Annotated in this window: 14 protein-coding genes; 4 read left to right on the top strand and 10 right to left on the bottom strand. The window is 54.2% G+C overall.

The annotated features are described in order from the left end of the window. Positions 1-22: 22 nt before the first annotated feature. A complete protein-coding gene (gene hutG / locus FOA19_RS21830) occupies positions 23-985 on the top strand; it encodes a formimidoylglutamase (RefSeq protein WP_149092958.1) in 963 nt (320 codons plus the stop codon). Positions 986-1,173: 188 nt separating this feature from the next. Here the strand turns inward: hutG and FOA19_RS21835 are convergent, their stop codons facing one another. The 10 genes from FOA19_RS21835 to kduI form a co-directional block, all read right to left on the bottom strand. Next, positions 1,174-3,750: a phosphoenolpyruvate carboxylase gene (locus FOA19_RS21835; RefSeq protein ID WP_149092959.1), complete on the bottom strand. Its 2,577-nt coding sequence runs from the start codon at positions 3,748-3,750 to the stop codon at positions 1,174-1,176. A 284-nt stretch (positions 3,751-4,034) separates the two neighbouring features. Continuing rightward, a complete protein-coding gene (locus tag FOA19_RS21840) occupies positions 4,035-6,509 on the bottom strand; it encodes a glycoside hydrolase family 95 protein (RefSeq protein WP_149092960.1) in 2,475 nt (824 codons plus the stop codon). A gap of 129 nt (positions 6,510-6,638) precedes the next feature. After that, positions 6,639-8,039, bottom strand: a complete 1,401-nt coding sequence (locus FOA19_RS21845; protein ID WP_149092961.1) for an MFS transporter — start codon at positions 8,037-8,039, stop codon at positions 6,639-6,641. Positions 8,040-8,052: 13 nt separating this feature from the next. Then, complete coding sequence (locus FOA19_RS21850) at positions 8,053-8,712, bottom strand: bifunctional 4-hydroxy-2-oxoglutarate aldolase/2-dehydro-3-deoxy-phosphogluconate aldolase (protein WP_149092962.1); 660 nt, start codon at positions 8,710-8,712, stop codon at positions 8,053-8,055. After that, positions 8,702-9,730, bottom strand: a complete 1,029-nt coding sequence (locus FOA19_RS21855) for a sugar kinase (protein ID WP_149092963.1) — start codon at positions 9,728-9,730, stop codon at positions 8,702-8,704. The genes FOA19_RS21850 and FOA19_RS21855 overlap by 11 nt, the downstream gene beginning before the upstream one ends. Before the next feature lie 3 nt (positions 9,731-9,733). Next, on the bottom strand, positions 9,734-11,131 hold the full coding sequence (uxaC, locus tag FOA19_RS21860) for a glucuronate isomerase (protein WP_149092964.1): 1,398 nt from the start codon (positions 11,129-11,131) through the stop codon (positions 9,734-9,736). Positions 11,132-11,268: 137 nt separating this feature from the next. After that, a complete protein-coding gene (locus tag FOA19_RS21865) occupies positions 11,269-12,693 on the bottom strand; it encodes a tagaturonate reductase (protein WP_149092965.1) in 1,425 nt (474 codons plus the stop codon). Between the two features lie 187 nt (positions 12,694-12,880). Then, complete coding sequence (locus FOA19_RS21870; protein ID WP_149093154.1) at positions 12,881-13,936, bottom strand: LacI family DNA-binding transcriptional regulator; 1,056 nt, start codon at positions 13,934-13,936, stop codon at positions 12,881-12,883. Positions 13,937-13,997: 61 nt separating this feature from the next. Then, the gene (locus tag FOA19_RS21875) at positions 13,998-14,786 is read right to left on the bottom strand and encodes a gluconate 5-dehydrogenase (RefSeq protein ID WP_149092966.1); all 789 of its coding nucleotides are present in this window, start codon (positions 14,784-14,786) and stop codon (positions 13,998-14,000) included. Positions 14,787-14,792: 6 nt separating this feature from the next. Further along, a complete protein-coding gene (kduI, locus tag FOA19_RS21880; RefSeq protein WP_149092967.1) occupies positions 14,793-15,635 on the bottom strand; it encodes a 5-dehydro-4-deoxy-D-glucuronate isomerase in 843 nt (280 codons plus the stop codon). A 306-nt stretch (positions 15,636-15,941) separates the two neighbouring features. Here kduI and FOA19_RS21885 point away from each other — a divergent pair, with 306 nt between their 5' ends. The 3 genes from FOA19_RS21885 to FOA19_RS21895 all read left to right on the top strand — a co-directional run bounded on the left by FOA19_RS21885 (position 15,942) and on the right by FOA19_RS21895 (position 22,719). Beyond that, complete coding sequence (locus FOA19_RS21885; protein WP_149092968.1) at positions 15,942-19,205, top strand: SusC/RagA family TonB-linked outer membrane protein; 3,264 nt, start codon at positions 15,942-15,944, stop codon at positions 19,203-19,205. Positions 19,206-19,277: 72 nt separating this feature from the next. Further along, a complete protein-coding gene (locus FOA19_RS21890) occupies positions 19,278-21,065 on the top strand; it encodes a RagB/SusD family nutrient uptake outer membrane protein (RefSeq protein ID WP_223809011.1) in 1,788 nt (595 codons plus the stop codon). A gap of 40 nt (positions 21,066-21,105) precedes the next feature. Then, complete coding sequence (locus FOA19_RS21895) at positions 21,106-22,719, top strand: DUF5123 domain-containing protein (protein WP_149092970.1); 1,614 nt, start codon at positions 21,106-21,108, stop codon at positions 22,717-22,719. The last annotated feature ends 126 nt before the right edge of the window (positions 22,720-22,845 follow it).

Here is a 22,845-nt window from a genome sequence, read left to right on the forward strand (position 1 = left end):
GAATTGAAAAGCTCTCCAAGAGATGTACAAACCATCAGACAAAACGGCCTGGAAGGGAAGAATAGACCCGCAAGACGGTGCTCTTGGCCTCAGGTGGCACCAGGTAATGCAATGGCTGGATCTTTCAGGCGAAGTGCCGAAAGGCGAAGGCCAGGTTGCTTTCCTGGGGTTCAGTTGTGAGGAGGGCGTGCGCCGAAACCAAGGCAGGGTAGGGGCCGCCGATGGTCCCGCGGCCATCCGGCAGGCCCTGTCTCCTATGGCCGATCATCTGCCTGAAACCCTGCGCTTGTTTGAAGCCGGCGAGGTCATTTGCACCGAAACCCATCTGGAAGAAGCCCAGGCCCAACTAGGCAGGAAAGTGGCGATGTTACTAAAGCAGGGCTACCGAACCATTGTCCTGGGGGGCGGACATGAAACGGCCTTTGGGCATTTCCAAGGAATCCAGCAATCCCTGCTGCCGCAGGAACGGCTAGGCATTATCAACCTGGACGCCCATTTCGATCTTCGCAGCTACAGCCCGCAGCCCAGTTCCGGCAGTCCGTTTCTCCAGATCGCCCGCGCGCTGGAAGCGGCTAAGCAAGAATTCCATTACCTCTGCCTGGGTATTCAGGAGTATGGGAACACCCGCAAACTCTTCCAGACCGCCGCTGAACTGGGGGTTCAGTTTGTGGAAGCCCAGGACCTGCAGTTTGGGTTAACCGACATGGTGAAACAGAAAGTCCAGCAGTTTCTCTCTGGGGTGGACAAAGTGTACCTCAGCATTGACCTGGATGTGTTTGCGGCTGCCTACGCGCCCGGCGTGAGTGCCCCCACAGCCTTGGGTTTACCGCCCCAGGCCATTTTGCCCCTTCTGCAGGAAATTGCTGGCAGCGGCAAATTGCTCACCGTGGATGTGGTGGAGTTGAATCCTAAGCTTGACATTGACAACCGTACCGCCAAGCTGGCAGCTGGCCTCATCTACCACTTGGTGCAAAAGTGGCGCTAGAACCCGTTTAAGGCTTGTTTTTAGAAAATAGAACTATAAACAAGAATGGTAAATTGTTGAAAGATTACGGAAGTCAAGGCAGATCCATGTTTCAAAGGCATTTTCCAGAAAACAGGTCTAAAACAGAAAAGAGAACCCCGGCTACACAAGGTATAGCCGGGGTTCTCTTTTGATAAGCTTAGCGAAGTTTACGCGGAGTTTCGTTCGGCGTTGATAATCCCGAAAGAGCAGCGCATGACCAATTTCTCAAACTTGCTTTTGTTCAGAGCCTCGGTTTCCTGCTCCTCCATTTCCCTGATCTTGGTGAGGGCAAACTGCTGAATGGTGAGCAGGGGCAACTCAATGCGCTGGCGCATCTGGATGGAAAGTCTGTTCACGGGTTTGTCTTCCATGAGCTGGGTGTTGTTGGTGAGGCGCAAAACGTACTGTTTGGTGCGCTCAAATTCCTCATGGATCATCTTCCAGAGCTCGCCGTACTGCGGGTGCCCGGCCAGGAAAGCGGTGAGCGGGAAAAAGCATTTGGTCATGGCCATCTCGCAGTTGCCCACCAAGGTCCGGAAGAACAGCGAGCGGGCATACAGTTGCTCAATGTCTGCCCATTTTCCATCGTTTTCCAGTTTTTCCATGGCGGCTCCCACGCCATAGTAGCCGGGTAGGTTCTGTTTCAGTTGGCTCCAGGAACCCACGTACGGCACGGCCCGCAGGTCATTCAGGTTCAGTTTGCCCGGTTTGCGTTTGGCCGGACGGCTCCCGATGTTCGCCTCGGCGTAATACCGGAGCGGACTGGCGTAGTTGAGGTACTCCAGGAAGTTTGGTAGGTTCTTGAGCGTGTTGTAGGCCTCGTAACTCTCGTCGGCCATCTGTTGCAAGAGCTGCTCCTCTTCCTCCGTGAGGGTAGTTTCCCGGGCGGTGAACAAGGTGTTCCGGATGCCGGCGTGCATGAGCTGTTCCATGTTGTACTGCGCCGCATCAATCGTCCCGAAGTTGGAGCTGATGGTCTGCCCCTGGATGGTCAACTGGATTTCCTTGCTCGCGATGTTGGAGCCCATGGACGCGTAGAACTGGTGGGTTCTACCACCGCCCCGCGCCGGAGGTCCGCCGCGGCCGTCAAAGAACACCACTTGCAGGTCGTACTGTTTGGCCAGCATACTCAGTTCTTCCTTGGCTTTGTAAATGCTCCAGTTGGCCATAAGGTAGCCGCCGTCTTTGGTGCCGTCTGAGAAGCCCAGCATGATGGTCTGGATGTTGCCGCGCCGCTGCAGGTGCTGCCGGTACACGGCAGACGTGTACAAGGCCTGCATAACCTCGCGGGCGTTTCTCAGGTCATCAATGGTCTCAAACAGCGGCACAATGTCCACGGTCAGTTCCTCGGGTTTCCAGCCGCTCAGCAGAAACAGGCCGTACACTTCCATAATGTCCAGGGCGCTGGTGCTGTGGCTGATGATGTAACGGTGGCAGCCCTGCTCGCCGTTGATCTGCTGGATGGCCTTGATGGCCTGCATAGATTCCACGGTATCGCGGTGCAGCTCATTCTCCAGCATTGAAGAATCCACCGTAATACCGGAATGGAGTAGCGCGCTTATCTTTTCCTCCGCCGAAAGCTGGGTATAATTATCAGGGAGCGCCTCTGTCTGGGCAGCGATGGCTTCCAAGGCCTCGGTGTGCGCCGAGCTGTCTTGCCGCACATCCAAAGAAGCGAAGTACAGACCAAATAGCTCCACCTTCCGGACCAGGTTCTCGGCCAGGTTCAGGAACAGGCCGTTGTGGTCTTTTATCAGGATATCGGTGATTTTCTGCAGCGGCGCCAAGATGTCCTCTTTGGTGATATCGGCTTTGTAGCCGGGCAGGAACAGGTTGTTGTAGAGCTTTTCTTCCAGCGCGATCAGCTCATTCAGCACGCCCTTGAAGGTGAGGCGGCGCTTTAGTTTGCGCACATCCCGGTAGTAGGATTTGATGATGGCCCCGCGCAGCGCCTCGGCTACTTTGAGCGTGATCTGGGCGGTCACAAACGGGTTGCCGTCGCGGTCGCCGCCCGGCCAGAAGCCCAGCCGGATCAAGGGATTGGTGGCCGAAACCGCCTCAGGGAACTGGCTTTTCAGGTAGGTCATGATCTGCCCCGCCGATTGGTAAAAGACGTTCTCCAGGTACCAGATCAGGCTGACGGCCTCGTCATAGGGCGATGGCTTCTCGTTCTTGAAAAACGGGGTTTTCCCCAACTGCCGGAGATAGCTGTTCACCTGGGCGGTGTTGTCGCTATCCAGGGCTTTGGACAGGTCGTTGATGATGCCCAACACCTCGCTGGGGTAGAACTGGGTAGGGTGGGCCGTGAGCACCAGTCGTACCGAGAAATCCTGCAGTTTTTCTTTCAGTTGCTGGTGCACCTGGGTCTGCTCCACCTCGGCTTGCAGGTGTTTCAGGGTACCGGCGCCGGTCATGTCATGCGTCTCCCGGAAAGAAGCATCTTCCAGGGCATCAAACAGCACCACCTGGCGCTCAGCGTACTGCACAAACCGGAACAACAGATCCATCTGCTCCTGCTCAGTGCGGTAAGGCGTGTACTGGCTGAAGAACGTCCCGATGATCTCGGCGGGGCTCAGCACTTTCTCAAAGCCTTCCTCGCAGTGCAAGAGGAAAATGGAAAGCAGCACGCCCGTTTTCTCTACCCGGTGAAACGGAAGTGCCGTGAACAAACTGTTGTATAACTGGAATTTGAGTCCTACGTGTTTGTCATAGGTCTGCAGGGCACTGTTAGAAGAACCGTCCATAATTGGGTTGTTGTTGAGGTACCGAAAAGGCTTGCCCCATTGCTCATTTCAAATCACTCCACCAACAGACGTAGGTGGTCTTTAACAAATATAGAAGATAATGGCTATTTTGTTAAAGCGTGTATAGTTTTTAAGTTGAATCGATGATTATTTATCAAATAATTTTCTGAATTGCTGATTTCTGCTCAATCAGGGTGAAGCCGTTCTAAGCCTGATTTTCTGAAATAAGCCCCAAAACAAAGCAGTGGCTTTCTGCAAATTCAGCTACTTCCGACTGGTTCCTTCTACAACCCGATGAGCTCATAGGTTTTCCCTTTGCCGGTATTCAGGTCAAAGAGTAAAGTGGTGGGCAGTTCTACTTCCTTGAGATTTGCCTTAGGTGAGACTAATGGGTTTTTGATTGCGGCTGTCTCGTAAAAAGCATTCGGGTTTACTCCTTTTGCTTTCTTCAGGCCGCCTTGGCCTTTCAGGCTTAGCCCATTGGCTACCCTTATACGGCAGTTACCGCCCAGTTTGGAGTGAATGGTGAGCGCCTTTACCTTGCCGTTCTCCCAGCGCATGTCTACCACAAAACCACCGCGGGCCACCAATCCCTTCACCTGGCCGATCTGCCATTTGTCTGGGAGGGCCGGCAGCAGGTGCAAGGCTCCGTCATGGCTCTGCAGCAGCATCTCGGCGATGCCGGAGGTACAACCAAAATTGCCGTCTATCTGGAAAGGAGGGTGGGCGTCAAACAGGTTCGGGTAGGTGCCACCGCTTTGGCCCGATTCCTCTTGGCCGGCGGGCGTCAGTTGGTCTTCAATGAGTTTGTAGGCGCGGTTTCCGTCCAGCAGGCGGGCCCACAGGTTCACTTTCCAGCCCATAGACCAACCCGTGGATTTGTCGCCGCGGTACACCAACGAAGTGCGGGCCGCCTGGAACAACTCCGGGTGGGTGAACGGGGAAACCTGGTTGCTGGGAAACAGGCCGTACAGGTGCGACACATGGCGGTGTTGGTCGGTGGGTTTGTCCCAGTCCTGGAGCCATTCCTGCAACTGGCCGTGCTGCCCCACCTGCATAGGCGCCAGCCGGTCCCGCAGCGTGCGCAAAGAATCAGCGAAGACCTGGTCGGTTTTCAGGGCGGTCGCGGCGTGGATCATGTTGGAGAACACATCAAACACCAATTGGTTGTCCATGGTGGTGCCGGCGGCAATGGAAACCCCGCTCTGGTGGGAATTCTCCGGCGACATGGACGGGGCCACCACCAGCCATTGGTGGGTGGGTTCTTCCTGCAGCACATCCACAAAGAATTGGGCCGCTCCTTTCAAAACAGGGTAATATTCTTGCAGGAACTTCCGGTCCCCGGTATAGAGGTAATGCTGCCACAGGTGTTGGGTGAGCCAGGCGCCGCCCATGGGCCACAGACCATAGAACGCTCCGTCAACCGGACCGGTAATGCGCCAGAGATCGGTGTTGTGGTGCAGGGTCCAGCCGCGGGCTCCGTACATCTTGGCCGCACTTTCCCTGCCGGTTTGGCTCAGGTCTTTGAGCATGGTGAACAGCGGCTCGTGCATCTCCGGCAATTGGGTGACCTCGGCGGGCCAGTAGTTCATCTCGGTGTTGATGTTCACGGTGTACTTGCTGTCCCAGGGTGGGGAAACCTTGTCGTTCCAGATGCCCTGCAGGTTGGCCGGCTGGGTGCCCGGCTGCGAGCTGGAGATAAGCAAATACCGCCCAAACTGGAAATACAAACTCACCAGCTGCGGATCGTTGCCTTTGGCGAACTCGGCCAAGCGCACATTGGTGGGTTTGCGCATCGCCTCGGAGGTGCCTAGGTCCAGAGAAACGCGGTTAAAGTACTGCTGATAGAAGCGGACGTGCGCCTCGCGGGCCTTGCCGTAATCCTTTTTGAGAGCCTTTTCCAAAAAACCGGCTGTTTTCGCCGACTCGTCACCGGAGATGTCCTGGTAGTTCTTGAAGTTGGTGCCCATGGAAACATAAAGGACCACTTCATCGGCGCCGGCGATCTGGAGCACGTTGGCCGTAGCCGAAAGCTTGCCGCCTGTCACCCTGGGCTGCACCCGGGCCTGGAACCGCACTTTGCCTTTCTTGTTGTCCTTGTCCCCGGATACTCCGCTCAGCAGCAGTTGGTCGCCCTGGGTGCGCACGGCGTAACTTTTATGCGGGCTGTCGGCGGATACGGTGAAGGTGAGGCTGCGGGGCTTGTTGGCGGTGAGCCGAATAAGGATGACGTCGTCTGGAAAAGAGGTGAACATCTCTCGCTTGTAGGTCACGTCGCCTACCTTGTAAGACACCGTGGCCACCGCCTGACTGATATCCAGATCACGGGTGTAGTGGGTGGCCGCCTCGTGGCCGGGGAACTGCAGGAACAAGTTGCCCACGGGTTGGTAAGGCATGCCGTAGTTGTTGTCGGGAGGCGCGTTCCTGGGTAGTTTCTGTAGGGCCAGCGTCTGGGCTTGCTGGTGTTGCCCGGCAAAGATCAGCTTCCGGATATCAGGTAGGGCAGGGAAGAGATCGTTTTTGACGTTGTTTCCAGGTTCGCCGGCCCAAACGGTTTCCTCGTTCAGCTGCAGTTGCTCCCGGGCCGGATTACCGAACACCATGGCCCCCAGGCGCCCGTTCCCCAGGGGCAAGGCCTCGTTCCAGTTGGCGGCCGGTTTATCGTACCAAAGCCGCAAAGAGGCGTTTTGCTGCGCCGAACAGACGCTGATGGTCAACGCCAGGAGGAGGGTAAACCCAAGGAAAGGAAGCTTCAGCATAGGAATACGTTTTGGGGGTGTTTTCTGGAAAAGGACGTAAAAACTGGAAGAGGTTCAACTCACATGGCATGCCCAATATGAAAAAAAGCAGGACCGGATGGCCCTGCTTTTGGTATGCGTAAGGTTTGCCTAGATGGCCACCGGCTTCATTTTAGGCACCAGCGACTTCATCACGCTCCAGGCAATGAGGTACGCCATGGCGCAGAAGGCGAACATGATGGTGTAACCGGTTTCCACGCGGCCCAGGGCTTCATAGTGGTCAAAAAGGTAACCGCCTACTTTGGTCACGACCACCCCGCCAATCCCGCCGGCCATGCCGCCGATACCGGTCACCGAGGCTACGGATTTCTTAGGGAACATATCAGAAACGGTGGTGAAGATGTTCGCTGACCAGGCCTGGTGCGCCGAGGCCCCGATCCCGATGAGCAGCACCGGGAACCAGTAGCTGATACCGCCCAGCGGTTGTGCTGCCAGTACGACCAAGGGGAAAAGCGCGATGACAAACATGGCCCGCATGCGGCCCTCGTAGGGGTTATAGCCTTTGTTGATGAAGTACACGGGGAACCAGCCGCCCCCAATACTGCCCACCATGGTCATGCTGTACAGCACGGATAGCGGGAGCATCACTTGGGTACCCGTCAGGCCATACTGTGCTTTGAGGTAAGCCGGCAGCCAGAAAAGGAAGAACCACCAAACGCCATCGGTGAGGAACTTGCCGAAGGCGAAGGCCCAGGTCTGACGGAAACTCAGCAGTTTAAACCACGATACTTTCTCGGCCGAAGCCGGGGAATCCGGTTCCAAAACGGGCTCGCTGTCGCTGCTGATGTAGTCGCGCTCGGCGGCCGAGAGTCTTTTTTGCTTGTCGGGGGTTTCGTAGAAAGCGAACCAGAAAAACAGCCAGAGGAACCCAATGGCCCCGATGATGAAGAAGGTGTATTCCCAACCCAGGTGAGAGGCAATCCAGGGTACGGTGATAGGCGCCAGGATGGCCCCCACGTTGGAGCCGGAGTTGAAGATACCCGTGGCCAGCGAGCGCTCCTTTTTGGGGAAGTACTCGGCGGTGGCTTTGATGGCCGCCGGAAAGTTACCAGACTCCCCGAAACCCAGGAAAGCGCGAGCCACCATGAACCCAATGACCGAGACCGGCAAGGCCCCGAACCCCAGGGTAGTGAACAAAGGACTCACCGACCGGCCCAGCGGCTCAGCGTAGGCGTGCAGAATAGCGGCCAGCGACCAGATGATCAAAGCCCAGGCGTACCCCCACTTGGTGCCCAAACGGTCAATGATGCGGCCGGCGAAGAGCATGGAAATGGCGTAGGTGAACTGGAAAACGGCCGCAATGTTGGCGTAATCGGTGTTAGACCAGCCGTACTTCTCCGCCAAAAGAGGCTGCAGCAGACTGAGTACCTGGCGGTCAAGGTAATTGACCGTGGTGGCGAAGAAAAGCAGGCCGCAGATGGTCCACCGGTATTTGCCTATTTTCTCTTGGAGGGTGATAGGGCTGGCATTTGTTTGTTTAGTCTGGGTCATAAGGGCGCTTTAACTATTTTCTACATGTCTGTGCTAATTCCAACGCTTGTGTCGTGAGGTCATGTAATTGGTCAAACTGGCGGTTGGCCAGAATGTCTTTGCTGATGAGTTTGCTGCCCATGCCCACGGCACAGACCCCGGCCTTGAACCAGGTGCGGAAGCTTGCCTCCTCCAGGTTCACGCCCCCGGTGGGGATGAACAACTGCCCCGGAAACAGTTCTTTAATAGAAGACACAAACGCCGGACCCACAATGTTGGCCGGGAAGATCTTGATCAAAGCCGCCTGCGCCTGCTGCGCCACATGGATCTCCGTGGGCGTGAAGCACCCCGGAATCCAGAGCAGACCGGCCTCGTGCACCAGGTTACCTACCTGCGGGTCCACAATAGGAGCTACCACGTAATCGGCGCCGGCTTTCAGAAAATCATTGGCCTGTTGCACGGTTTTGATGGTGCCAATGCCCAAATGGAGGTCTTCGTACGATTTCAGCTCGTTTTTCAGAAACGTGAAGTTTTCCAGGGCGGCGGGGCCTCGGTTGGTGTACTCCAGCGTCCGGACGCCGGCCTTGTACAGGGTTCTGATGATCTCCAGGCTTATTTCGGGGCTCTCGTAGAAGAACAGGGGCAGCAGGCCTTGGTCTACAATGGCCTTGAGGGCGGTTTCTTTAGTTGGCATACGCTTGTATGGTTTCCTCAATCTCGGCTACCGTGGTGGTGGTAGCGTCGCTTTGAATGAATAATTTCTTAAAGGCCGCCGCGGTGGCGAATTCCAGAGTCGTTTTAGGGTCGTTTTGGTGAAAGAAGCCGTAAATCAAGCCGGCCATAAAACAGTCGCCGCTGCCCACTTTGTCCAGGATCTGGTCTACCACATACTCCTGCGAAACGTGCAGCTCGCCCTGGGTGTACAGCGTGGTGAAATAGCGGATGCCCTGCGCCCCGTGGTCGAACCTAAAGGTATTGGCCACGATCTTGCACTTGGGGAATTCCTGTAAAATGGCCTCAGAGGTAAGCGTGGCGTGTTGCAGCAGTTTCTCCTTTTCTACCTCGGCTACCAGTTCTTCCTGCAGCGGCATGCCCAGCATTTTATTGGCGGCCCACACGTTGCCCATTATCAGGTCACAGGCTTTGGCCAACGTTGGCATGGCCTCTATAGGGTCCTTGCCGTATTTCCAGAGCTTGGCGCGGTAGTTCAGGTCCAGCGAGACGAAGATGTTGCGTTCCTGGGCGACTTGCAGCGCCTCGGCGCAGACATCGGCTACGTTCTGGTTGATGGCCGGACAGATGGCACTGAAATGGAACCAGCTTACGCCCTCAAAAACTTTGTCCCAGTCAATGGTACCGGGGGTAAGATCGGCGTACGCCGAGCCTGCGCGGTCATAGATGACACCGGCGTTCTTGAGGTCTGTACCTTTGGGCAGGTAATACAACCCGATGCGGTCGCCCTGTAGGACAATGGCATCTGTGTCTATCAGGTGATTTTTCAAATACCCCAGCAACTGTTCAGACACGAAGTTCTCCGGCAAAGCCGTAAGATACGCCGAAGGGACGCCCCACAAAGCCAGCGCCGTGGCTACGTTCAGCTCGGCGCCCCCCACGTAGAACGGCAGCTTGTTTTCCTGTAGCCACTGACCATCGCCATCGGGGCAGATTCTCAGCAGCAGTTCTCCAAACGATAAGACTTTTCCGGTGCCCATACTTTAGAAGTTAAAAAAGTTCTTGGCGTTGTTGTAGCAAATGTTCTCCACCATCTGGCCCAACCATTTCATCTCAGAGGCCGGCAGTTCGCCGTTCTCCACGTCGTTGCCCAGCATGTTGCAGAGGATTCTCCTGAAGTACTCGTGGCGCGGGTAGGAGAGGAAGCTGCGCGAATCAGTCAACATCCCCACAAAACGGCTCAACAGGCCCATGTTGGACAAAGCGTTCATCTGCGCCTCCATGCCTTGTTTCTGATCCAGGAACCACCAGGCAGATCCGTACTGGATTTTGCCGGGCGTGCTGCCGTCATTGAAGTTGCCTATCATGGTGGCGTACAGCTCGTTCTGGCTCGGGTTCAGGTTGTAGAGGATGGTTTTGGCCAGTTGGTTGGAGTTATCCAGTTTGTCCATGAAGCGTGAGAGCGGACGGGCCACGTCAAAATCCCCGATGGAGTCAAACCCGGTATCGGCGCCTAGTTCGCGCATCATGCGGGTGTTGTTGTTGCGAAGCGCACCCAGATGGAACTGCTGCGTCCAGCCTTTGGCGTGGTCCATCAACGCCAGTTCCACCAGCATAGCAGACTTGAATTTGAGTACCTCGTCTTGTGTGAGTTGCTGTTTCTGAAGCGCTTTTTCAAAAATGGAGGCAATCTCCTGGTCGGTGTATTCCTCGGTGTAGATGGTTTCCAGGCCGTGGTCAGACAAGCGTCCGCCTTGCGCGTGGAAGAAATCGTGGCGCTGTTGCAGGGCATCCAACAGGCTCTGATAATTGGTGATGGAAACCCCGGAAGCGGCCTCCAGTTTTCCCAGATAGGTCAGGTAGCCGGCGTCCTCAATCGCCATGGCCTTGTCCGGACGGAAGGTAGGCAACACCTTGATCCCGAAATCATCGGCAGCGATCTTCTGGTGGTGCTCCAGGGAGTCAATAGGGTCATCGGTGGTGCAGATGGTGACCAGGTTCATCTTCTTCAGGATGCCGCGCACGCTGAACTCCGGGGTTTGCAGCATGCCAGTAGCCGCGTTGTAAATCTCCCTCGCTGAATCTGGGTTCAGGACCTTCTCAATCCCGAAGGGGCGCTTCAGCTCCATGTGCGTCCAGTGGTACAAGGGATTCCGCATGGTGTACGGCACGGTCTGGGCCCATTTCTCAAACTTCTCGTAATCATCTGCGTTGCCGGTGCAGAAACGCTCGGGTATGCCGTTCGTCCGCATGGCGCGCCACTTGTAGTGGTCGCCCTCCAGCCAGATCTGGGTCAGGTTCTGGAAGGATCTATCGTTGGCAATGTCCTCCGGATTCAGGTGGCAATGGTAGTCAATGATGGGCATGTTCTTGGCATGCTCATGGTACAACGTCTGGGCCGTCTTGGTCTGGAGGAGAAAGTTATCGTCTAAAAAGGACATGTACTGAGGTGTTTTGAATCAATTTAAAGACAAACCGGGCGCAATGCCGATTCGTTTTCCTGGTAATTTAGTGAAAACAGGCTTAAAACAGCCACTCTGTTTCGGGGCGGCAGTTTAGCTAAGGCAAGAACATGCCTTTAAACCGCCTTCACGGGTTCCTGCTCTTGCAGAAAGGCCAATTCTTTAACTACGGTGGCTTCCAGTCCGGCTACCTGGGTTAAGTCAGTGCCCCAGAAGTCGTGGTTGGCTAATACAGCCTGTACTGTTTCCTCCACGGTGTCTTTCTGCCAGGCTTCCTGGAAAAACTCCAGCACCTCTGGCGTATCGTTCACCGGGGTCTGTTCGCCGTTGTACTCGCCTTTGTAGAACAGGATCAAGGCCGCCAGCGAGTGCAGCAGACGCTGCGGCAACTGGCCTTTGCGTTTGTGGTATTCCAGCACCGACGGCAGTACGCGCACCTTGTATTTAGACACGGAGTTAAGGGCGATGGATTGCAGCTCATGGCGGATGAACGGGTTCTGGAAGCGCTCTATCACGTCATTGGCGAACTGGTTCAGCTCCTCAGCGGAAAGGTCCAGCGTGGGGATGATCTCCTCAAAAATGGCCTCTTTGATGAACGTACCGGCTTTTTCGTCTTCCACGGCTTCGCGCACGGTGCGCAAACCTTGCAGGTAAGCCACCGGAACAAGGGCAGTGTGGGCGCCGTTGAGGATGCGCACTTTGCGGGTTCTGTACGGCGTGAGATCGTCTACAAACTTCACCTGCAGCCCGGCTCTCTCCGTGGGGAAAGCCTTGGCCACTGATTCCGGGGCTTCAATCACCCACAGGTGGAAAGGCTCGGCTTTCACCACCAGGTTATCGGCGAAGCCCAATTCCTGCTGGATTTCCTGGATGGTGTCTTTGGGGAAGCCCGGCACAATGCGGTCTACCAGCGTGTTGCAGAAAATAGTATTGTTCTGAATCCAGTCGGCGAAGTCAGTGGGTAAATTCCAGTGCTTGGCAAACTGGAGCACCGTTTCGCGCAGGTTCTCGCCATTTTTCTCAATCAGTTCGCAGGGGATGATGGTGAGGGCTTTGTCTTTGGCGCCGGCAAAATGGGTGAAGCGGCGGTACAGCAGTGCGGTGAGTTTGCCCGGGAAGGAGTTGGGCGTCGTGTCAAACCCGACATCGGCGGGGTCAAAGGAAATGCCGGCCTCAGTAGTGTTGGAGATCACGAACTCCAGGTCTGGGTTCTCGCCCAGCTGCAGGTACTGCTCGTAGGTATCATAGGGGCTAAGCGCATTGCTCACGCAGGTGATCAGCCGGTTTTCCTGCACGGTCTGGCCCTCCTGGATTCCCTCCAGCACCACATGGTACAAGCCATCCTGCCCGTTGAGTAACTGGTAAATGCCTTTGTCCAGCGGCTGAATGATCTCTACGGACCCGTTGAAATCTGTTTTCTCGTTCAGGATATCAATGATCCAATCCACGAAACCGCGCAGAAAGTTTCCCTCGCCAAACTGGATTACTTTGGTGGGTCTTGTTTGGGTGATCTGGGCGGTGGTTCTGTTGAGTTGCTGCATGCGCTTTTGGATTTAAGGAGAGGAAACACTAATTCCTCTCCGCTTTTGCTTTGTGCGTCAGGAAGGGAAAGGATCTTCCTTTATATGGTATTTTAAACTTAAGCCTCTGCGCTCAAGCAATAGACTTTGGTGTTTTGGTCCTGTTTTCTTGAAAACAGGGCCAAAACGCTACTTCCGTGGCCTCTAGCTAATCGGAAGCTTTTTCGTTTAGAGAATCTGCTTTCAGGGAAGATCCCCGGATGATCAGTTCTGGTTTAAGAACGGTTTTCTGAGGGACCAACTTCTCGTCTGGTGCGGTTTTGAAATGTTCAAAGAAGAGCTCGGCGGTGATGCGGCCCATGGTCAAGCTGAACTGGTCCACGGTGGTAAGCGCCGGGTCTGAGAAAGAGGTGAACGGCTCATTCCCGAACCCCGCGATGGCGACTTGCTGCGGTACTTTGATCTTCCTTTCTTTGAGCACCTGCAGGGCACCCATGGCGCCGTAGTCTGAGGCCGAGAAAACCGCGTCGGGCATTTCCTTCAGCTGGAGCAGTTCCTCCATGCCGGAGCGGCCGTCTTCCAGTTGCAGGTTGCTCTTGATCACCAGTTCCTCATAGAAAGGCACGTCATAGTCCCGGAGGGCATCCATGTAGCCGCGCAGACGCTCCTTGAAAATGCTCACTTTCTTGGGGCTGGTGAAATGCGCAATGCGGCGGCAACCCTGCTGGATGAGGTGCTCCACTACTTTGTAGGCGCCCAGGTAATCGTCAATCATAACCTGGCTTACCTCCAGGGCATCGGTGGTGCGGTCAAACAGTACCAGCGGAATGCCTTTCTCCTGGGTGCGCTTGAAATGGTCAAAGTTCTCGGTGTTCTTGCCAATAGAGGCAATGATGCCATCCACGCGGGCGCTCAACAGGGCGTCAATGGTCTGCACTTCTTTCTCGTAGTTGTCATAGGACTGCGAGATGATCACTTTGTAGTTCAGTTTGTTCGCGATCTCCTCAATGCCGCGCACCACCGAGGCGAAGAACGCCCGGTCGGCGGTGGGCACGATGATACCGATGATGTAGCTTTTCCCATTCCTAAGGGCCGCCGCAATGTTGTTGGGCTGATAGTTCAGCTGTTTGGCAGCCTTCAATACCGCTTTTTTGGTCACCTCGCTGATGCGGGGGTTGTCGTTCAACGCCCGCGACACGGTAGAGGCCGTGATATTGAGTTTCTCCGCAATGTGGTGAATGGTCACCTTTGGTTTATTGGCCATTTTATTCGTTGCCATGTAGGTAGGTCAAAATCTACAACACTTTTCCTTCTTTCGCTAAGCGTTACCGCTCGTTGCTGGGTTTTCCGATGGTGGCCAGAATGCCGCCGTCTACATATACAATCTGCCCGCTCACAAAATCGCTGGCTTTGCTGGCCAGGAAAATAGTGGCCCCCGCTAAATCCTCAGGGTCACCCCAGCGCCCGGCCGGAGTACGGTGGATGATGAACTCATTGAACGGATGCCCGTCTACCCTGATGGGAGCGGTTTGGTCGGTGGCAAAATACCCCGGCCCGATGCCGTTCACCTGCACGTTGTACCGGGCCCACTCGGTGGCCAGGTTCTTGGTGAGCATCTTCAGGCCGCCTTTGGCTGCCGCGTAGGCAGAAACCGTGTCCCGGCCCAGTTCGCTCATCATGGAGCAGATGTTGATGATCTTGCCGGCCCGGCGCTCCACCATGTATTTGCCCACTGTTTTGGACATGATGAACGGGCCGGTAAGGTCCACGTCCAGCACTTTCCTAAAATCGGCTACCTCCATCTCCAGGGCAGGGGTGCGCTGGATCATGCCGGCGTTGTTCACCAAGATGGCAATAGGCCCAACCTCCTGCTCAATACGCGCGATGTTCTCTTTGGCCAGTTCCTCGTTGGTGACATCGAATAAATAACCTTTCACGTCCAACCCCTGTTGGCGGTATTGCTCCAGGGCGCATTCCATCTTCTCCGGGGTATTGCCGTTCACCACCAGGGTGGCGCCTGCTTTGCCCAAAGCCGTCGCCATGGCCATTCCTAACCCATGGGTGGCACCCGTGACCAAAGCTACTTTGCCGGTTAAATCAAATAAATGGGTCATAAACGGCTATTTTAGTTCGGTGGTAGCTACTTTGTCCATGTCGTTGTAATCCAGGTTCTCGCCGGCCATGCCCCAAATAAAGGTATAGTTAGACGTTCCGGCCCCCGAGTGGATGGACCAAGGTGGGGAGAGAACCGCCTGTTGGTTCTGCATCCAGATATGGCGGGTTTCCTGCGGCTCGCCCAGGAAGTGGCAAACGGTCTGGTCTTCTAGTACCTCAAAATAGAAATAGGCTTCCATTCTCCGGTCATGGGTGTGGGCGGGCATGGTGTTCCAGACGCTGCCGGTTTTCAGCTCCGTGATGCCCATCTGCAGTTGGCAGGTCTCCACCACGGAGTTGATCAACACCTTCCGGATGGTGCGGGCGTTGGCGGTCTCCAGGGAGCCCAGTTCCACGGTCTCGGCCTCGCTCAACTGCACCTTCTTGGTAGGATAGGTGTGGTGGGCGGGCGCGGAATTGAAGTAGAAGCGGGTGTCGGCGCCGTTAGGGGCCGGGTGGAACAGGACTTCCTTTACGCCCTTGCCTATGTATAAAGCCTCTTTGTTCTTCAGGGTGATCTCCTCGCCGTCTACCGTGATGGTGCTGTCTGAAGAGACGTTGATGATCCCGATCTCGCGCCGGTCCAGGAAGTTCTCAGACCGCAGGGTAGGGAAGGTGTCCAGCCGCACGGGGCCACTCACTGGGTGCACGCCGCCTACAATCAACCGGTCATATAAGGTATAAGTCAGTTGGATGGAATCTGCCTGGAAAAGATTCTCAATCAGGAAGTGCTCACGCAGTTTGGCGGTGTCATATCCCTTGAAATCATTGGGGTGGATGGCGTGCCGGGTGGATTGGTGGACAGTCATAAAGTAGGGGTGCTAGGTGTAATCGTTTGCGCAAATTACGAATTTATCAATCTGTTAGGCTATGTTGGGCCAGAAAAATATTCGGGCTGTAGAATTCAGTCCGTTGTAACCTTCTGCTAACATAATAAAAATATGTTAATCAAAAGCGGTTTTAGTGGGTGTATTTAGAAAACTGTTAAAAAATAGGCAATATTTTTTGGGTTTGTTTTTAAATAGTGTTAAATATGCAATCGGTTGCGCAGATTCAGGTCCGTAACTCATCCGCTTCGTATTTCTGTCATTTTATCAAAATCAAATTTCTCTCCCATGCAACATGCATTACTTAAGAAGAGCCGGTATCTGCTGGTGCTGATTTTTTTCTTTACGGCCGCGGCCGGTGCCTTTGCTCAGACGGTTACCATCACTGGTAAAGTGACCGATGAGAAGAAAGAAGGCCTGCCCGGGGTAACGGTGCTCCTGAAGGGTACTACCACCGCCAACGCGACAGACGTGAATGGGGAGTTTTCCCTTGCCGTGCCCAATGGCGCCGGCACGCTGGTGTTTTCCTACATCGGGTTTCTCTCCCAGGAAGTGCCTATCAATGGCCGGGCCTCTATCAACGTGGCCCTGGCCTCTGATTCAAAAGCGATTGAGGAAGTGGTAGTGGTAGGGTACGGCACGGTGCCCAGAAAGGAATTGACCGGATCAGTGGCCACCATCACGGCGAAAGACATCCAGGATATTCCGGTGAGTACTGCGGCAGAAGCGCTGGCCGGAAGATTGGCAGGGGTTCAGGTGACTTCCACGGAAGGCCAGCCCGGCGCTGAGATCCAGGTGCGGGTGCGCGGAGGCGGGTCCCTGACGCAGGATAACTCCCCGCTTTATATTGTAGACGGAATCCAGATGGAAAATGCCTTGTCTATCATCTCTCCCCAGGAAATTGAGTCGGTAGACGTGTTGAAAGACGCGGCTTCTACTTCTATCTATGGAGCCAGGGGTGCCAATGGCGTGGTGATCATCACTACCAAAGGGGGCAGGGAGCAGAAAACACAGGTGACGTACAACGGCTATGCCGGGGTAAGACGCATCGTGAACAAGCTGGAGGTGATGAACCCGTATGACTATGCCCTGTACCAGTACGAGTCTTACAACCTGTTCAGCAACACCAATGATGAAAGCCGCACCTCTTTCAGGGACCGCTATGGCAGATGGGAAGACCTGGATATCTATAAATCAATGCCCACCACCGACTGGCAGGACAAAGTGTTTGGGAGAGATGCCTTCAGTCAGACGCATGTGTTAGGCATCACCGGAGGATCCAAAGAGACTTCCTTCAACTTTACGCTGAATCACGCCGACGAAAACGGCATCATGATCAACTCTGGTTATGTGAGAACCCTGGCATCTTTCAAGTTTGACCACAAGGTGACAGACCGGTTCAAGGTAGGGTTGACCACCCGCTACAGCCGCCAGCGAGTAGACGGCGTGGGTACGTCCAGCACGGGTTCGCAGAGCAATAACCGGTTAAGAAACGCGGTGCGCTACAGACCGTTCATCGCCCCAGGTTTTGAAAGCCAGGTAGATGAGTTTGACGTGGAATACGCCAGCAGCACCCAATTGACCAGTCCGGTTCTTTTGGCCAACAGCGAGGAAAGACGTGACTACCGCAATGACATCATCGTGAACGGTTATTTCAGCTATGACATCCTCAAGAACCTGACTTTTAGAACAGTAGTAGGGGTGAACGCCCTGGAAAGAAAAACCAATGCCTTCAGCGGTCCGGTTACGGCAGTGGCCAGACAGAACAATGACCAACCTGTGGTAGACATGACGGCGGGTGAGGCTTTTTCCTTCACCAATACCAACACCTTAACCTATAAAACCAAAGTAGGGGAAGACCACAATCTTGATTTCCTCTTAGGCCACGAGGTAGTACAGTGGGATAGCAAAAGCAGAGGCACCCGCACCAAATGGTTACCGTCTGACATCTCGCCCGACCAGGCGTTTGCAGGTATCCAGAAGGCGACGCCTCCTGCCGGCCTCATCCAAGACAACCCTACTACCTCTGAGTCTGGCACCCGTTTATTGTCCTTTTTTGGAAGAGCAGGCTATAACTACAAAGGCAGGTATTTCGCCAACTTCAACCTGAGACGGGACGGTTCCTCTCTGTTTGCCGATGGCAACCGCTACGGTACTTTCCCCTCGGCGTCTATCATGTGGCGCGTAGCCGATGAAGCCTTCATGGCACCTTTTGAGGGATGGTTGAGTGACCTGAAAGTTCGCCTTAGCGTGGGTTCTGTGGGCAACAACCGCATCGGGGTGGATTTATACAGAACAATGTACACCGCCAGCTCTACAGAAGGGTACGCCTTCACGGAGTCTATCACCCCGGGTTACGTAGCGCCTACGCTGGCCAACCCGAACCTGGTATGGGAAACCACCCTGTCCAAAAACGCGGGCGTTGATTTCGCTTTCTTCAATAACAGATTGACCGGTTCCATTGACGCTTACCAGAATAGAACCAGAGACCTTCTTTTAGAAGCTACTATTCCGCAAACCAGCGGCTACAGAACGCAGCTCCAGAACATTGGCGAAACCGAGAACAAAGGGATTGAACTCCAGTTGGGTGCCGTAGTGGTGGACAAAGGCGATTTCAGATGGAATTCTAATTTCAACATTGCCTTAAACCGGAACAAGATTGTGAGTCTGGGTCTGGATCCATCGGGGCAGCCGAAGAGTTCTTATTTGGTGCAGTCGGGTTGGGTGAATTCCCTGGAAGACTTCAAGGTAGAAGTGGGCCAGCCGGTAGGGCAGTTCTATGGCTATGTGACCGACGGCTACTATACCGTGGATGATTTTAACGCCACTTTCAACGCCACTACCAATACCTGGACCTATGTGCTGAAAGAAGGAGTAGCCAACAGTTCCAGCGTGGCGCTGGGCAACAGACAGCCGCAGCCCGGTGACCTGAAGCTGAAAGACCTCACCGATAACAACAGCTCCCTCATCTCCACCGCAGACCGGACGGTTATTGGCAATGCCCAACCAAAATTCACCGGTGGTTTCAACCAGCAGTTCTCCTACAAAGGGTTTGACCTGAGTGTTTTCATGGTGTTTTCCTATGGCAACAAAGTATACAACGCGAATAAAATGGAGTTCACCACCCAGTACACCACCCGTGACAACAACATGCTGGCCCTCATGAATGATCGGTTCAAACTATATGACGAAAACGGGCAGATGGTTTCTGATCCTGAGAAGCTAAGAGCCTTGAACGCCAACGCCAAATACTGGAGACCATCTTTAGGCAACTACTTCACACATTCTTTCGCCATTGAAGACGGATCGTTCCTTAGAATCAGCAACCTGACCCTGGGCTACAGCATTCCGGAGTCCATCCTGAAAAGAACACGGGTTATCTCCAAGTTAAGGGTTTACGGCACTGTGAATAACCTGTACACCTTCACCAAATACACCGGTTATGACCCAGAGGCCAACACCAGAAGAAATTCGCCTCTTACGCCTAGCGTAGACTACGCCGCCTATCCGCGCAGCAGATACATTCTGGGTGGTATCAATGTTACTTTCTAATTTTTGAGAAGAACAGCAATGAAAAGAAATATCCTAAAAAGTTTTATCATACCACTTGCCATAGGCAGTTTGGTGACCGTAAGTTCTTGTGAGAACTACCTGGAGGTTCAGAATCCGTCTACGCTTTCCCAGGATGCCATCTTCAGCAGTCTGGCCTTTACAGAATCTGCCATCACGGGTGTCTACAACCAATTACCCGGCGATGACGGTTACGGAAGCCGTATCTCTACGCTTTTCCCCAATGGTTCTGATGATTTTAAAATGGGCGGAGACCATGACCCCATTGCCCGGGGCGGTATTTCCCACTTTGGGGTAAGCCCGGGTTTCACAGACTTGGAGAACCCATTCCTGCAATTGTACAGAGGCATTGAGCGGGCCAACATCTGTATCAAATACATTCCGCTTTCTGCCTTGTACACCAGCGGCACCGCCACTGAGCAGGCTACCATGCGCCGGTTCTACGGAGAGGCGCTTACTCTAAGGGCCCAGTTCTACCACGAGTTGATCAGGAACTGGGGTGATGTGCCGGCCCAATTTGAGCCATCGGCAGATACCCCGGACCTGTTCCTGCCTAAGACCAACCAGGATGAAATCTATGACAAACTGCTGGCCGATTTAGCCATGGCCGCAGACTTGGTTCCGTGGAGGTCAGAATCTGGCGCACCCACTACCAGGGTGACCAAAGGTGCGGTGAAAGGTCTGAGAGCCAGAATAGCCTTGGCCCGTGGCGGGTACGCCTTGAGAAGAGAAAGCGGTATAGTAGAGCGCCGTGCCAACTACAAAGACTTCTATCAGATTGCCAGAACCGAGGCTTGGGAAGTGATCCAAAGCAAACAGCACGCCTTGAACCCAAGCTATGAGAACGTGTTCAGAAGCCTGCACGGCAACGGCGTTACAGACGCCACCTATGAGCATGTGTGGCAGGTAGGCGCCTTCGGCGGGAATGCCAGAACAGATACTAAACTGGGATTTGGAAACGGGCCAAGAATTGCCGAGGCCAGTACCTATGGTAGAGCGAATGGTCTTTCTGAAGCGGTACCCACGTATTTCTATGAGTTCGACTCTATCGGGGATTCAAGAAGAGACGTGACCTTGGCTTACTTCCAGGTAGATACCAAAGCCAATAACGACAATAAGTTATTGACCACCCCGCTCTTGATGAGAGAAGGCAAGTTCAGAAAATACTGGACCAGCATTGCCGGTACAAACCAGACCCTGGGCATCAACTGGCCGCTCATCCGCTATGCCGATGTGCTGTTGATGTTCGCCGAGGCAGAGAACGAACTGAACGGACCTACCCCAGAAGCGAAGGCCGCCCTGGAGGAAGTAAGAAAAAGAGCTTTCTTGGATGACTATGAGGATAGAATGCCTGAGACGCCGTCTTCCAAAGAAGATTTCTTCAAAGCCCTGGTGCAGGAGCGCTACCTGGAGTTCGGTGGCGAGGGCGTGCGTAAGTATGACCTGATCCGCTGGGATCTGCTGGAAACCAGAATCAATGAGGTAAGAGCAGACTTACGGGCCATGATGACCGGTACCGGGCGTTATGCCAACGTGCCCCAGTATGTTTTCTACAAGCCAACCCCGCTGTTGGGACCAAGAGCCACCGCCCGCCAGGAAATGCTGGATTACAATCTGTTTGGCGGCAACGTGAACAAGGTGATGTACGAACCTTCCACTACCACCACTGCGCCTGACGGTTATACCAGAATCAGTTGGGGAGCGGCAATCACCGAAGCACATATCACTGGTCCCACCAGAGGCTTTGCGAGCCAATTCAAAAAGAACCATTCTGAGCTGCTACCTATCTATAACGGGGTGCTAAGCCAAAACTATAGACTCACCCAGGACTACGGATACTAGAGGTAGCCTTACTTGACAGAACTTAAGAAAAGAAACACACATGAAAAAGTTTGGATCAACGTTGTCCCTCTGGTTTGCTGCAATGCTCCTGTTAGTGGTGGGTGGTTTGTCTGCCTGTAACCCCGATGATGAGGAGGAGCAAAACGACCTCTCCCGCATGTTTATGCCCACTGGGGTTATTGGCTCCACTACCGCGGAAACCCAGGTGAGGCTTTCCTGGAAACCGGCACTTTACGCCACCGGTACCGTCACCTATACCGTGGAGGTAGCCGCTGACACCTTGTTTGCGACTCCGGTTATTTTTACCGGAGTGACAGATACCGCCTCCATTGTGCTTACGGATGACCAGATCCCGGCCAAGCAGAAATTCTTTGCCCGGGTAAAAACCAACGGCCAGGAAAATACGCCGGAGTCAAAGTGGTTGGTGAGCAACGGATTCTCCATCAGAGGAGTGCAGGCATTTACCAATGTTCCGGTTAACTCCGCTGATGTTACAGACCGCGCCGTGCGCCTGCTGTTCACCGCCAGACCCGGGATTACCAGAATAGTGGTTACCCCAGCGGGAGGAACGGCGCAGGAGATTGCCTTGTCTCAGGCCGATCTTGCCGCCGGTTTCTACATAGTGGACAACCTTACCTCCGGGGCCACCTACACCGCAGAGATTTTCGCCGGAACCAAGAGTTACGGGGTGACTACTTTCCAGACCAAAGAGCCTTTGGCGGGAGTTCTGGTAGACCTGAGAGGTTTCGTGGATAGACCAAGCGTATTGCAGGATACCCTCACCCAGATTCCTAACGGCAGCACCGTGATCCTGAAGCGTGGCGTAACGTACACCATTGCCTCTGAAGTGGTTTTGGACAAATCTGTTACCATTACCAGTGGCTCAGACCTGACCGTGCCTGGCTGGGCATCCATCTACTTTACCAGCAACTTCAATATTGCAACCGGCAGCAACATTGACCACATCACCTTTAAAGATGTGATTCTGACCGGAAGTGATGCCACGGCCAAGTACGTTTTCAACATCAACAAAGCCTCTACCATTGGCTCGGTGACGTTTGACAATGTAAAGGCTAGTATGTTCAGGAGTGTGCTCAGGTTGCAATCCCAGCCTACCACCATCACTAACTTTACCATCACCAACAGTGTGATAGACAGCATCGGAAGTTTTGGGGTGGTGAACGTTGATGTGGCCACAAGCCAGATCCAGAATATCGTGATCAGCAACTCTACTATTTCCAAAGCCGAGAAAGTCATTGTTAGCAGGAACAATTCAACCTCGGTGCTGATTGAAAATGTTACGGTAAATGAGTCGCCCATCATCAACCAGTACCTGGTAGATTACTCTACTTCCGGATCCAACGAGGTCACCAACGGCATCAAAATCAGAAACACCATCTTGGGGATCGGTAAAGCCGGAAACCAATCGGTGAAGGGCGTGAGGGCCAGCACCAGCACGCTGGTGGAAGCAGTAAATAGTTTCAGCACGTCTGACTACGTTTTGGCGGCTACCAATAATTTCGCCATCCCGGGGTTAACCGCCTACTCCGCTACCTCGCTGAACTTGTGGCAAGATCCTAAAAACGGGGACTTCCATTTCAAAGACGCCGCCTTCCCGGGCAAAGCCTCGGCCGGAGACCCACGTTGGAGATGAAAACGAAAGTGATCGGAAGGGCTGGGGTAACTGGTCCCTTCCGATCACTTTTCATAAAAACGCCTTCAAAACAGCCCTGCATTCAACCACTATTCTGCCGGGTACGCCAAGTACCTGTTTTAGTCT

This window comes from Rufibacter hautae, assembly GCF_008271695.1.
Lineage (GTDB): Bacteria > Bacteroidota > Bacteroidia > Cytophagales > Hymenobacteraceae > Nibribacter > Nibribacter hautae.